Origin of the sequence: Streptomyces avicenniae (assembly GCF_000719135.1) — a bacterium.
Taxonomy (GTDB): domain Bacteria; phylum Actinomycetota; class Actinomycetes; order Streptomycetales; family Streptomycetaceae; genus Streptomyces; species Streptomyces avicenniae.
In genome coordinates this window covers 85,259-98,203 of sequence record NZ_JOEK01000015.1, presented here as the reverse complement: position 1 = coordinate 98,203, position 12,945 = coordinate 85,259, and the positions used below count along the sequence as shown (strand labels likewise).

Annotated in this window: 14 protein-coding genes and 1 tRNA gene; 8 read left to right on the top strand and 7 right to left on the bottom strand. The window is 71.7% G+C overall.

All coding sequences use genetic code 11. The annotated features are described in order from the left end of the window. Positions 1-129: 129 nt before the first annotated feature. The 6 genes from IF27_RS24605 (at position 130) to IF27_RS24580 (ending at position 4,445) form a co-directional block, all read left to right on the top strand. The gene (locus IF27_RS24605; protein ID WP_052851960.1) at positions 130-381 is read left to right on the top strand and encodes a hypothetical protein; all 252 of its coding nucleotides are present in this window, start codon (positions 130-132) and stop codon (positions 379-381) included. Positions 382-418: 37 nt separating this feature from the next. Continuing rightward, entirely contained in the window at positions 419-622 is a 204-nt protein-coding gene (locus IF27_RS24600; protein ID WP_052851959.1) for a hypothetical protein, read from the top strand. Positions 623-963: 341 nt separating this feature from the next. Then, positions 964-1,872 carry a bifunctional DNA primase/polymerase gene (locus tag IF27_RS24595; protein ID WP_223291199.1) on the top strand — a complete coding sequence of 303 codons (909 nt, stop codon included), beginning with the start codon at positions 964-966 and terminating at the stop codon, positions 1,870-1,872. Further along, positions 1,869-2,963, top strand: a complete 1,095-nt coding sequence (locus IF27_RS24590; RefSeq protein ID WP_110946214.1) for an AAA family ATPase — start codon at positions 1,869-1,871, stop codon at positions 2,961-2,963. Before IF27_RS24595 ends, IF27_RS24590 begins: the two co-directional genes overlap by 4 nt. Beyond that, the gene (locus IF27_RS24585; RefSeq protein ID WP_052851958.1) at positions 2,956-3,174 is read left to right on the top strand and encodes an excisionase family DNA-binding protein; all 219 of its coding nucleotides are present in this window, start codon (positions 2,956-2,958) and stop codon (positions 3,172-3,174) included. The genes IF27_RS24590 and IF27_RS24585 overlap by 8 nt, the downstream gene beginning before the upstream one ends. Then, positions 3,171-4,445, top strand: coding sequence for a tyrosine-type recombinase/integrase (locus IF27_RS24580; RefSeq protein ID WP_052851957.1), 1,275 nt, complete (start codon positions 3,171-3,173; stop codon positions 4,443-4,445). The genes IF27_RS24585 and IF27_RS24580 overlap by 4 nt, the downstream gene beginning before the upstream one ends. A gap of 531 nt (positions 4,446-4,976) precedes the next feature. Here IF27_RS24580 and IF27_RS24575 read toward each other — a convergent pair. From IF27_RS24575 to IF27_RS24545, 7 genes are all read right to left on the bottom strand, one after another. Further along, positions 4,977-5,048 (bottom strand) — tRNA-Cys (locus tag IF27_RS24575). A 158-nt stretch (positions 5,049-5,206) separates the two neighbouring features. Further along, complete coding sequence (locus IF27_RS24570; RefSeq protein ID WP_052851956.1) at positions 5,207-5,944, bottom strand: GntR family transcriptional regulator; 738 nt, start codon at positions 5,942-5,944, stop codon at positions 5,207-5,209. 39 nt (positions 5,945-5,983) lie between these two features. Beyond that, positions 5,984-7,006, bottom strand: coding sequence for a Gfo/Idh/MocA family protein (locus IF27_RS24565; protein ID WP_052851955.1), 1,023 nt, complete (start codon positions 7,004-7,006; stop codon positions 5,984-5,986). Between the two features lie 40 nt (positions 7,007-7,046). Beyond that, a complete protein-coding gene (locus IF27_RS24560) occupies positions 7,047-7,946 on the bottom strand; it encodes a sugar phosphate isomerase/epimerase family protein (RefSeq protein ID WP_052851954.1) in 900 nt (299 codons plus the stop codon). After that, entirely contained in the window at positions 7,943-8,776 is an 834-nt protein-coding gene (locus IF27_RS24555) for an ATP-binding cassette domain-containing protein (RefSeq protein WP_052851953.1), read from the bottom strand. Before IF27_RS24555 ends, IF27_RS24560 begins: the two co-directional genes overlap by 4 nt. 8 nt (positions 8,777-8,784) lie before the next feature. Further along, positions 8,785-9,858, bottom strand: coding sequence for an ABC transporter permease (locus IF27_RS24550; RefSeq protein ID WP_052851952.1), 1,074 nt, complete (start codon positions 9,856-9,858; stop codon positions 8,785-8,787). Continuing rightward, positions 9,855-10,859, bottom strand: a complete 1,005-nt coding sequence (locus IF27_RS24545; protein ID WP_052851951.1) for a substrate-binding domain-containing protein — start codon at positions 10,857-10,859, stop codon at positions 9,855-9,857. The genes IF27_RS24550 and IF27_RS24545 overlap by 4 nt, the downstream gene beginning before the upstream one ends. Positions 10,860-11,054: 195 nt before the next feature. On the opposite strand from IF27_RS24545, the gene iolC reads away from it, so the two are divergent. Both iolC and IF27_RS24535 read left to right on the top strand, forming a co-directional pair. After that, the gene (gene iolC / locus IF27_RS24540; RefSeq protein ID WP_052851950.1) at positions 11,055-12,035 is read left to right on the top strand and encodes a 5-dehydro-2-deoxygluconokinase; all 981 of its coding nucleotides are present in this window, start codon (positions 11,055-11,057) and stop codon (positions 12,033-12,035) included. Beyond that, positions 12,032-12,928, top strand: a complete 897-nt coding sequence (locus IF27_RS24535) for a Cgl0159 family (beta/alpha)8-fold protein (RefSeq protein WP_052851949.1) — start codon at positions 12,032-12,034, stop codon at positions 12,926-12,928. Before iolC ends, IF27_RS24535 begins: the two co-directional genes overlap by 4 nt. The last annotated feature ends 17 nt before the right edge of the window (positions 12,929-12,945 follow it).

The following is a 12,945-nucleotide window of genomic DNA, read 5'->3' as shown; positions in this document are numbered from 1 at the left end:
CCACAGCGCTAGCAGACCTCGCCGCTAACGTTAGCGGCTGCGCTAGCACCTAAAACCATCACTGAGCAGGCCGTTATCGATTACCGACCCTACCTCGGCCATGCCGGAAACCGGCCCACAGGAGCCCTCATGTCCCCGGAACTCACCGCTAGCGCCCTCGTCGTCATCGTCACCTTCTGCTACCTCGGACTGTGCTACGTCAGCCCGTTCACCCGCTGTCGCCGCTGCGAGGGCTTCGGCTTCCACATCGGTACGAACCGCAAGGGCCGCCCGATGCGCGGCAAGAACTGCCGCCACTGCAAGGGCCACGGCTACCGCATCCGCCACGGCCGCCGCCTGGTGAACCTCCTCATCCGTTTCTGGCTGCACCGCGACCGCTGACAGCTCAGCTTCGTATCCCACGAAAAGGAGTCTGCGCATGGTCACCCTCTCCCTCATCGTGATCTTCGGCGTCCTCGTCGGCTTCCTGCTCAAGTTCCGCGCCCTCGGCTTCGGCGCATTCCTGGCCGCCGCACTCTTCGGCTTCTACCTCGCCCAAACCGGCGCCGCCGACGCCATCAACAACGTCACCGCCTCACTCATCGACGCCATCGCATCGATCGGAGCACCGGGGGAGGCGTGAGCCGCACAGAACCAGCCAACCACGAGATCCGCAATTCGCCGCAACGGGCAGGAAACTTGGGCCAAAGTACCACCAATATGGAATCAACTTTGGGTCGCTTTTTTCCACACCTTCACGGAAGGGGAAGAAATCCCACCATCCGGGAATCCCAAAATTGGTGAGGCCCCAGCCCAAAGAGATCCAATTTTCCCTTACTGAAACCGGTTCTAAATCGTCTAGCGGCGAGCGTCAGCCAGGCGAATGCTGAATAACCAACCGGCGTGGCGGAACTCCCCGCCAAGGTCGTCCGCCACGCCGGCCCTTCCCCGTTCCACCCGAAGACAGAACAGGAGACCTCAAGCATGACCTATACCGTCATGCCCGAACAGTCCGCCCCCGGTCGCAGGGCCGCCCTCCGCTTGGTCCGCCGCGGCTGGCATGTCTTTCCGCTGATCCCCGAGGACAAGCGTCCGGCCGTCTCCGTGTGGGAGCAGCGGGCCACCATGGACCCGGGGCGTATTGCTCGCTGTTGGGCCGCCGGTCCGTACAACGTGGGGGTCGCGGCCGGTCCCTCCCGGCTGGTTGTGGTCGATCTCGACACGCCGAAGGACGCCGACGACACCCCGCCGCCCATTTGGGTCGGGGAGGGTGTGCGGGACGGCATGGACGTGTTCGCGGCCGTGTGCGAACGGCACGGCCAGCGGTACCCGGCCGACACGTTCACCGTGCGCACCGGTCGCGGTGGGACCCATCTGTATTTCGCGGCTCCCACTGGGATCGAACTGCGCAACAGCAGTGGGAAGCTGGGGTGGAAGGTCGATACGCGGGCGGGCGGTGGATACGTCGTCGGTCCCGGCAGTACGGTCAACGGCCGCCCCTACACGGTCGTCCATGACGCGGAGCCCGCGCCGCTGCCTGCCTGGCTGGCCGCGTTGCTGGCGCCGCCGCCGTTGCCCCCGCAGCGTCCCACCGTGGTCGCGCTGACGGGCGGCGACCGGCGCACGGCCTACCTGACCGCCGCGCTGGATGCGGAGGTCCGCCGGGTCACGGACTCGGCGCCTGACCGGCACAACGAGGCCCTGTACCTCGCGGCTGTCGCTCTGGGGCAGCTCGTCGCCGGAGGAGAGCTGACCGCCGAGGACGTGCACGCGTCCCTGTCCCCGGCCGCCGCGCAGGTCGGACAGACGCCCCGGGAGATCCCCCGCACGATCGCGTCCGGACTGCGGGCCGGCGCCCGCCGCCCGCGCACCGTGAGAGGTGCCGCCGCATGAACGCCGCACCCCTGGCCGGGCCGCACCTGTACTCCGTACCGGCTGCCGCCGAGCCGCACCCCATCGAACCGGCTCAGCAGCGTATCCGCACCGCGTGGACCGCTGATGAGCTGATGGCTGCCGAGTTCCCCGACCCGAAATGGGCGGTACCCGGCATCCTCGCCGAAGGCGTCAACCTGCTCGCCGGACCGCCGAAGGTCGGCAAGTCCTGGCTGTCCCTGGGGCTTGGCCTGTCGGTGGCGGCCGGTGGCATGGCCATGGACGCCGTGCCCGTCGAGGGCGGGCCGGTGCTCTACCTCGCGCTCGAAGACACCCCGCGCCGCCTCCAGAGCCGCATGGGCAAGATCCTGGGCGGGCGCCCCGCGCCGCCCGGCCTGACGCTGGCCACGTCCTGTCCGCCGCTGCCGCAGGGAGGCGGTGAGGCCATCGCGCAATGGCTGGAGCGCAACCCCACCGCGCGCATGGTCGTCATCGACGTGTTCGCCAAGATGCGCGGCCCCTCGGCCCCCGGCGCGTCCGCCTACGACGCCGACTACGCCGCCGTAGGCCACGCCAAGCGCATCGCCGACCACTACGGCGTCGCCGTCGTCCTGGTCCACCACGTCCGCAAGGCGGGCGCGGACGACTTCCTCGCCGAGGTGTCCGGCACCAACGGCATCGCCGGCGCCGCTGACGCCACGCTGGTGTTGAAGCGCGCACGAGGACAGGCGGACGGCGTTCTGCACGTCACCGGCCGCGACGTGGACGAATCGGAGTACGCGCTTCGCTTCCACGCCGCCGCCGGAGCCTGGCAACTCCTCAAAGGCCCCGCCACGGACCACACCATCGGCGACACCCGCGCCAACATCCTCCGCCACGTCCGCGCCAACCCCGGCGCCAGGCCCAAGGACATCGCGGCGGCCCTCCCCCAGACCGACGCCGACACCATCCGCCGCACCTGCTCCCGCATGGCCGCCGACGGACAGCTCACCAAGGACAACACCGGCCGGTACTACCCCGATCTCGGCACCAAACACGAGAACCTCTCCGCCGTGTCCCACCTGTCCGACCGCCCGACTTCCGGGATCACGAAGGGAGTCGGCGATGAGTGAGAGCACCCCTGACCCGACCCTCGCCCTTCTCACCGTCGAGGAAGCCGCCCGGCGCCTGAGCATCGGCCGCACCACCTGCTTCGGGCTCATCAGCTCAGGCGAGCTGGAGTCCGTTCCCGTGGGCCGTCTCCGCCGCGTTCCGGCCGACGCGATCACCACGTTCGTCGCCCGGCTCCGCAGGACTTGCCGCTCGGGAGAGGTCATCGCATGAAGAGCACCTCCGTGGCAGACGACGGCAGCGAGCGGAACAAGACCGAACCCAAGAAGCGCACCCGCCAGCCGAACGGCCGCTCCTCCATCTACCTCGGCAAGGACGGCAAGTGGCACGGCCGCGTCACCGTGGGCACCCGTGACGACGGCACACCCGACCGTCGCCACATCGAGCGCAAGACGCGTAACGAGGTCGCCGAGGCCGTCAAGGAACTGGAGAAGCTTCGCAACACCCGCAAGGTTCCCAAGGCAGGCGTCCGCTGGACCGTCGAGACCTGGCTCACCCACTGGATCGAGAACATCGCGCCGGAACGAGTCAACGAGAACACGATGGTCGGCTACGGCGTCGCCGTCCGGAAGCACCTCATCCCGGGACTCGGGGCCCACCGCCTTGACCGTCTCGCACCGGAGCACGTCGAACGGCTCTACAGCAAGATGCAGTCCAGCGGCGCCAAGCCCGCCACAGCGCACCAGGTGCACCGCACCTTCCGTACGGCGCTGAACGCCGCCGTACGACGAGGCCACCTGGCGGAGAATCCCCTCAACAAGGTCACGGCACCTCGCGTCGATGAAGAGGAGATCGAACCGTTCACCGTGGCAGAGGTCCGACGGCTCCTCGCAGCCGCCGACAAGCGGCGGAACGCGGCGCGTTGGGCCGTCGCACTGGCGCTCGGCCTACGGCAGGGCGAGGCTCTGGGGCTCAGGTGGGAGGACGTGGACTTGGACAACGGCATCCTGTGCATTCGCCGGAGCCGGTTGCGTCCTCGCTACGCCCACGGCTGCAACACCGCATGCGGCAAGAAGGCCGGCTACTGCCCGGAACGCCGTCGGACCAACGACAAGACGTCCCGCACCAAGTCACGGGCCGGCCGTCGGCGCGTGGGGCTACCGCCTCAAGTGGTCCAGCTTCTCCGGGCGCACCGGGTGACGCAGAACGTGGAGCGTAAGGCAGCCGGTGAACGGTGGACCGACGAGGGTTGGGTGTTCGCGACGCCGACCGGATCGGACATCTCGCATCGCCACGACTGGAGCGAGTGGAAGGCTCTGCTCCGCGACGGGGGCCTCCGGGACGCCCGCCTTCACGACGCTCGCCACACGGCCGCGACGGTGCTCCTGATCCTCCGAGTCCCCGAACGCGCGGTCATGAACCTCATGGGCTGGTCCACCACGGCGATGGCCACGCGGTACCAGCACATCGTGGACGAAGTCCGCAGCAGCGTTGCGCAGCAGGTGGACGCGCTGATCTGGGAGAACATTCCAGGAAGCAACTGACGGGAAGCACGGAAGTTTCTACTGAACTTCCTAATGCCAATCTTGGCCCGAGAGCCTGTAATATTGTCTATGTCGGAACGGTAGCGGGTCGGTATTTTTCTCGCCGATCCGGTCCGGAACGAAGGATGGGGCCCGGAGGCACCCGAACCCCATCCTTGACGAGGCGCCCACCTGGCGGTCGCGTGGCGAGCTAGTCCCTCCCGCACACCTCATAAATGAGGCGCGCGAGGTTGACCACAAATGACCAGAACTCCCAGGCTGGGCGCTTTCGTTTGCGATGTCGCCTATGACGCATCTGTCCTCCTAGGGTGGTTGTCGTTGCGATGTCCCAACCGGAGAACGGAGCGGCGCCAAACGCCAAACCGCGCGATCATCTTATCTAACGTCGAATCAGAACTGGCGTCCTCCTGGTACGGCCACGGGACGAACACCGGACTGAGACGGAAAGTGAGACGGCGCATAGTTGTGGGGCGGACCGCCAGGCGGTCCGCCCCACAACTAGGCGCTGGTCATCCGGGGTGGCGGGAGAAGAGGCCGTGACGAGAATCGAACTCGTGTAACTCGCTTTGCAGGCGAGTCCCTGAACCACTCGGGCACACGGCCGTGTGCGTCATCCGCTGTCACGACTGTCCCTCGGCGCACGCCCGCGGTCAACGGTGCGGGGCGGTCGGTAACGAGAACGGCATCGCGCGCAATACGGCGTCATCCGCGGACACCGCGCCGTCACGCCCCCCGCGCCCCCCGCCCCCGCGCGGGCGCGGTCATGACCTGATCAGCAGTTGCAGCTCGAACGAGTAGCGCGACGCCCGGTAGAGGTGGCTGCCGAACTCGACGGCGCGCCCCTTGTCGTCGTACGCCGTCCGCGTCATGCACAGCAGCGGCGCGCCCGGCGGCTCGTCCAGCAGCCGTGCCTCCTCGGCCGTCGCCGCCCGCGCGCCGATGGTCTGGTGGGCGCTGTGCAGCGTCGTCCCCGCCGCCCGCAGGAGGCGGTACAGGCCGGTGGCCTCCAGGTCGGGGGCCGTGGCGCGCACGGCGTGCGCCGGGAGGTGGTTGGTCAGGTACGCGATCGGCTCGCCGTCCGTGAACCGCAGCCGCTCCATCCGCAGGACGTCGTCCCCCGCCGCCAGGCCGAGGACCGCCGCCGCCTCGCCCGACGCGGCGACGGTCGTGAGGCCGAGCACGCGGGTCGTCGGGCGGCGGCCCGCGCCCGCCAGGTCGTCGTACAGGCTGCTCAGTTCGAGCGGGCGGCGCACCATGCTGTGGACGACCTGGGTGCCGACGCCCCGGCGGCGCACCAGGAGCCCCTTGTCCACCAGCGCGGAGATGGCCTGCCTGACGGTCGGCCGGGACAGGCCGAGGCGCCCGGCGAGGTCGATCTCGTTGCCCAGCAGCGTCCCCGGGGGCAGCTCGCCGCGTCCGATGGCCGCTTCGAGCTGCTGGGACAGCTGGAAGTACAGCGGCACCGGGCTGGTGCGATCGACGCTGAACTGCACGTCCACGAGCGGCCTTTCCCTCAGTCCTGGCACAGCGTAACCGCGTCAGTCGCGGTACAGCCGCGGCTTCTCGACCATGTCCACGGCGACGCGGCGGCCGGTGCGCTGGGCCTCCGTCCCGGCCGCGCAGGCGGCGGCGACGGCGTAGCCGTCCCAGGCGTCGGCGCCCGTCACCTCGCCGCGCCGCGTCGCGTCCACCCAGGCGCGCACCTCGCGGTCGTACGCGTCGGCGAAGCGCGTCAGGTAGTGCTGGTCAACGGGCCCGCCCCAGCGACCCGCCGCGTTGACCAGCAGGCCGTGCGCGTCGCCGATGCGGGCGGTGCCGCGCTCGCAGACCGCCTCCGCCTGCACCTGGTAGCCGAAGCCGCTGTTCGCGAAGATCTCGACGTCCACGAGGGCGCCGCCGTCCGTCTCGAAGACGACGAGCTGCGGGTCGCTCAAGCCCTCGGGCGCCTGCGCGCTCGGGGTGGGCCTGAAGACCTGGACGGCGGTGATCTCGTGGCCGAGCAGCCAGCGGGCGGCGTCGAACTCGTGGGCCACCGAGTCGTTGATCAGCGACGCGTCGGTGAAGTACGGGTGCACCGACACGTTGCGGTGGCGGCAGTGCAGCAGCAGCGGGCGGCCCAGCTCCCCGGAGGCCAGCAGCGCGGCGAGCTGCGCGTACTCGCTGTCGTAGCGCCGCATGAAGCCGACCTGGATGCGGCGCCCGCCGAGCTTGCGCTCCGCCGCCAGGACGCGCAGCGCGCCCTCCGGGTCGGGCGTCAGCGGCTTCTCGCACAGCACGGGCAGCCCGCGGTCGAGGGCGGCCAGCAGCGCCGCCTCGTGCGCGGGCCCGGGCGAGGCGATGAGCACGGCGTCCACGCCGGGCGCGGCCATGGCGGCCTCGGGGTCGGTGTGGGCGGCGCAGCCCTCGACGGGGTCGGCGAGCGCCCGCGCGCGGTCCGCGTCGAGGTCGGCGACGGCGGCGACGCGGGCGCCCGCCACGGCGCGGTCGAGCCGTCGCACGTGGTCGGCGCCCATCGTTCCTGCGCCGATCACGGCGACGCCGAGGGGGGCGGTGTGCGTCATCTTCACGTTCCTTGGCGTACGGGCCGGTCCTGGCGGCAGGTTACGCGCCACAGGCGGACAGGAAGCGGCGTGTCCGGCTGGCGATGGGCAGGGGCTGGTCGGGCAGGCACGGGTACATGTCCTGCTCGACGATGGCGAACAGGTCCACGCCGAGGCCCTGCGCCGCCGCCAGCACGGGCGGCAGGTCGGGCACGCCCGCGGGCGGCTCGCTGAAGACGCCGCGCCGCACGGCGGGCCCGAACGGCAGCTTCTCGGCGCGCACTTCGGCGAGCACGGCCGGGTTCACCTGCTTGAGGTGGAGGTAGCCGATGCGCTCGCCGTAGGTGCGGATGAGCCGCAGCGTGTCGCCGCCGCAGTACGCGTAGTGGCCGGTGTCGAGGCACAGGCCGACGTCGTCGGGGTCGGTGGCGTCGAGGAGGCGCGCGACGGCCTCCTCGCCGTCGATGTGGGTGTCGGCGTGCGGGTGGACGACGATCCGCAGGCCGTACGCGTCGCGGACGGCGCGCCCGAGCCGTTCGAGACCCGCCGCGAGGTCGGCCGTCTGCTCGGCGGAGAGCCGGTCGGGCTCCAGCGGCGCGCCGGTCACCTGGTCGCGCCAGAACTCGGGGATGACGACGAGGTGGCGCGCGCCGGTCTCCTTCGTGAGGTGGGCGACGCGGGAGACGTGCTCCCAGGTGGCGTCCCAGACGGCGGGCCCGCGGTGCAGGGCGGTGAAGACGGTTCCGGCCGAGACGCGCAGGCCGCGGCGGTCGAGTTCGGCGCGCAGGACGTCGGGGTCCGTCGGGAGGTAGCCGAAGGGGCCGAGTTCGATCCACTCGTACCCGGCGGTGGCGACCTCGTCCAGGAAGCGCTGCCAGGGCACCTGCTTGGGGTCGTCGGGGAACCAGACTCCCCAGGAGTCGGGTGCAGAGCCGACGCGTATGCGGTCCAGTGCGGTCATCGCTCGGTGCTCCTGTTCTGGTGTGCGGGGGTGCCGAGTTCGTGCCGCAGCGCGTCGAGGTCGGCGCCGCCCGCCATGTGTTCGGTCAGTTCGGGGAGCGTCACGGCGTCGCGGTCCGCGCTGAGCTCGACCGTGCCGAGCCGCAGGACGGTGAAGTGGTCCCCGACGAGGTGCGCGTGGTGCGGGTTGTGCGTGACGAGGACGACGCCCAGGCCGCGTTCACGCGCGGCGGCGACGTGGCGCAGCACGACGCCCGACTGTTTGACGCCGAGGGCGGCGGTCGGCTCGTCCAGGACGAGGACGCGCGCGCCGAAGTGGACGGCGCGGGCGATGGCGACGGACTGCCGCTGGCCTCCGGAGAGGGAGCCGACGGGCTGGTCGAGGTCGTCCAGGGCGATGCCCATGGCGCGCAGTTCCTCGTCGGCGACGCGCTTCATGCGCGGGATGTCGAGGCGCTGGAACGGGCCACGACCGCGCGTCAGTTCGCGGGCGAGGAAGAAGTTGCGCCAGACCGGCATCAGCGGGAGCGTCGCCAGGTCCTGGTGGACGGTGGCGATGCCCAGGTCCATGGCCTGGCGGGGCGAGGCGAGGCGCACGGGCCGCCCGTCGATGCGCAGTTCGCCCTCGGTGTGCCGGTGCAGTCCCGAGACGACCTTGATGAGCGTGGACTTGCCCGCGCCGTTGTCGCCGAGGACGCAGCTGACGCGGCCGGGAAGGACGCGCAGGTCCACGCCGTGCAGGGCGCGGACGGGGCCGTACGAGACGCCCGCGCCGCGGAGTTCGACGAGCGCAGCGTCCGGCGTCGCGTCGGGTGTCGGGTCGGTGGTCATGGGGGCCGTCACCTCCGGGTGGCCTGTCGGCGGATCCACAGGTTGAGCAGGACGGCGAGCAGCAGCATGGCGCCGAGGAAGAACGAGAACCAGTCGGGCTCCCAGTCGGCGTAGACGATGCCCTGGGACGCCATGCCGAACAGGAACGCGCCGACGACGGGCCCGGCGATCGAGCCGTAGCCGCCGGTGAGGAGGCAGCCGCCGATGACGGCCGCGGCGATGTACAGCAGTTCGTTGCCGACGCCGCCGCCCGACTGCACGGTGTTGAAGGCGAAGAGGTGGTGCATGCCGACGAACCAGGCGGCGAGGCCGACCGTCATGAACAGCGTGATGCGGACGAACGTGACGGGCACCCCGGCCGCCCGCGCGCTCGCCGCGTCGCCGCCGACGGCGAACACCCAACTGCCGTACCGGGTGCGCAGCAGCACCCAGCTGGCGAGCGCCGCGAAGCCGAGCCACCACAGGACGGTGACGCGCAGCTGCGTCCCGCCGATGCCGATGCTGGAGGAGAAGACGGCCTCGGCCTGGTCGAAGCCCGCCATGTCGCGGATGGAGTCGGTGGCGACGTTGCCGGTGACGGCCTTGGTGAGCGCGATGTTGAGGCCCTGGAGCATCAGGAACGTGGCGAGGGTGACGAGGAAGCTGGGCAGCCGGGTGCGGACCAGCAGGAAGCCGTTGAACGCGCCGACGGCCAGGGAGAGGACGAGCGCGGCGAGCACGCCCGACCAGACGTTCAGCGTGAACTGGAACGCGACCATGCTCGCGGTGAGCGCGGACGTGATGACGGCGACGCCCGCCGACAGGTCGAACTCGCCGCCGATCATGAGGAGGGCGACCGCGACGGCCATGATGCCGAGCGTGGAGGACTGGTAGAGCACGGTGGCGAGCGAGTCGAGCTGCCGGAAGGGCGGCGCGACGGCCCAGAAGAGGACGTAGACGGCGATCGCCCCGGCGAGTGCGCCGGTTCCCGGCCGGGCGAGGGCGCGGCGTACGCGGGCGGCGGCGGTGCGGCGCGGCCGGTCGGCGGCCGGGTCGCCCGGGGTGGGCGCGGGGGCGGCGGGGGGCGCCGCGGCGGCGGTCACCTGGTGCCGTTCTCGATGTAGTCGGCGATGTCCTCGACGCTGTCGCGGTCCACGAACGCGGGGCCGGTCAGGACGGGTTCCTCGCCGCCGCCGCTGACGTTGCCGTTGAAGCGGTGCAGCCAGAGCGCGTCGATGGCCAGGTAGCCCTGGAGGTAGGGCTGTTGATCGACGGCGAACGCGATGTCGCCGTCGCGGATGGCGGTGGCGAGCTCGGGGTTGAGGTCGAAGGTGGCGATCCCGGCGTCGCTGCCCGCGTCGGCGACGGACCCGACCGCCGCGAGGGCGAAGGGGGCGCCGAGGGCGACGACGTAGTCGATCGAGTCGTCCTGCCGCAGCCTGGCCTCGACGGTGGAGCGTACGGACGGCATGTCGGTGCCGTCCACGTACAGCGTCTCCAACTCGCCCTCGAAGGTCTCGGCGACGCCCGAACAGCGCTGCTCCTGCGAGACGTTGCCCTGTTCGTGGACGACGCAGACGCCGTGGCGCGCGTCGAGGTCGTTCAGCCGGTCGCCGAAGGCGCGGCCGGTGACGGACTCGTCCTGCCCGAAGTAGGAGAGCAGCCCGGCGTCCTGCCAGGCGGGCAGGCCCGCGTTGAGGCCGACGACGGGGATGCCCGCGGCGTGGGCGCGGTCGATGGCGGCGGACAGGGCCTCGGGGTCGGGCATGGTGAGGGCGATGCCGTCCACGTCCTGGTCCACGGCGTTCTCGATGAGGGCGGCCTGTTCGGACGCGGCGGGGTCACCGGCGTAGATGAGCTCGGCGTTGTCCTTGGCGGCGGCCTGCTCGGCGCCCTTGCGCACGGTGTCCCAGAAGGTGTCGCCCGGCGCGCCGTGGGTGATGAGGGCGACGGTGATGCGGGGCGTGTCGGCGCGTCCCGCGGCGGCGGCCTGTTCCGCGCGTTCCTGGGCGCGCCGTCCGCCGGTGTCGCTGGTGCAGCCGGCGAGGAGCAGCGCGCCCGCGGCGCAGGCGGCCACGAGCGCGGCGGGTCTTGTCCGTTGCATCGTCCGTACCTCACTTCGCTGGGGGAAAGGGGCACTTGACGGCGGGCGCCGGGAGGTCGTCCGTCGAAGCGAACCCTCCGGCACCCACGGCTGTCAATATGTTGTCGTAATGTCAGTACAAATCATTGACAGGTGCGGTGGCCCGGCCGAACCTGGGTAGGGACCCACCGACACGCGAGCGAAGGAGCTGCGGCGATGGATGTCCTCACCATGGGGCGTATCGGAGTCGATATCTACCCGCTCCAGACAGGTGTCCCACTGGCGCGTGTCGAATCCTTCGGGAAATTCCTGGGCGGCTCGGCCACCAACGTGGCGGTGGCCGCGGCGCGCCTCGGCCGCAGCGCGGCGGTCATCAGCCGCACCGGGCGCGACCCGTTCGGCGACTACTGCCGCGAGGCGCTGGCCGGTTTCGGCGTGGACGCGCGCTGGGTGACGGACGTGCCGGGGCCGCCGACGCCCGTCACGTTCTGCGAGATCTTCCCGCCGGACCACTTCCCGCTGTACTTCTACCGCTATCCCAAGGCCCCCGACCTCGAACTGCACGCCGACGAGCTGGACATGACGGCCATCGCGCGGGCCCGCGTCTTCTGGATGACGGGCACGGGGCTGTGCGCCGAGCCGAGCCGCACGGCGACGCTGGCCGCCCTCGCCGCACGGCACGCGGCGCGCGGCACGGGGAAGGACCCGGGCGTGACCGTCTTCGACCTCGACTGGCGGCCGATGTTCTGGCCGGACGGCGACCCGGAGGCCGCCCGCCCGCACTACCGCGCCGCCCTCGCGCACGCGACCGTCGCCGTGGGCAACCTGGCCGAATGCCGCGTCGCCACCGGCGCCGACACCCCCCGCGCCTGCGCCGACGCGCTGCTCGGCGCGGGCGTCGAGCTGGCCGTCGTCAAGCAGGGCCCGGACGGCGTCCTGTCCGTGCACCGCGACGGCACGGTGACGCGCACGCCGCCGCATCCCGTCGAGGTCGTCAACGGCCTCGGCGCGGGCGACGCGTTCGGCGGCGCGCTCTGCCACGGCCTGCTGGCGGGCTGGGACGCCGAGCGCGTCATGCGCTACGCCAACGCGGCGGGCGCCCTCGTCGCGGGGCGGCTCGCCTGCTCGACGGCCATGCCGCGTCCCGACGAGGTGGAGGCGCTGCTCACCGGCGCGCCCCGTGAGGAGCAGGTGTGAGCAGCATCCGCATAGCCGACCTCCCGCTCGTGCGCAGCCGCGACCCCGAGGCGGTCGCCGAGGCCGCCGCACGCCGCGCCAGGCGCCCGCTGCTCGGTGCGCGCGGGCGGCTGCTGATCGTCGCGGCGGACCATCCGGCGCGCGGCGCGCTCGCCGTGGGCGGCAGGCCGCTGGCCATGGCCGACCGGCACGACATGCTCGCCCGGCTGCTGACCGCGCTGGAACAGCCGGGCGTGGACGGCGTGCTGGCCACCGCCGACGTGCTGGAGGACCTGCTGCTGCTCGGCGCGCTGGAGAACCGCGTCGTCATGGGCTCGATGAACCGGGGCGGCCTGGCGGGCGCCGCATTCGAGCTGGACGACCGGTTCACCGGCATGCGGCCCCGCGACATCGCCCGCCTCGGCTTCGACGCGGGCAAGCTGCTGCTGCGCATCGACCGCGCGGACGCCGGTTCCGTCGCCACGATGGAGACGGCGGCGCGCACGATCGACCGGATGGCGAAACGGCGGCTGCCGGTGTTCGTCGAGCCGTTCCTGTGCCGCAGGCGGCCGGGCGAGCGGCCGGTGAGCGACCTGGGCGCGGCGGCCGTCATGACGTCGATGGCCATCGCCTCGGGGCTCGGCGGCACCTCGGCGTACACCTGGCTCAAGGTGCCGGTGACGGACGACGCGCAGGCGGACCCCGAGGCCATGGAACGCGTCCTCGCCGCGACGACGCTGCCCACCGTCCTGCTCGGCGGCGACGTGCGCGGCGATCCCGACGCGCTGTACGAGCGCTGGCGGTCCGCGCTGCGGCTGCCGGGCGTACGCGGCCTGGTCGTCGGCCGGTCGCTGCTCTACCCGAGGGACGGGGACGTGGCGCACGCGGTGCGCACCGCCGCCTCGCTCCTGTGAACCGACCCCGAAGGGTG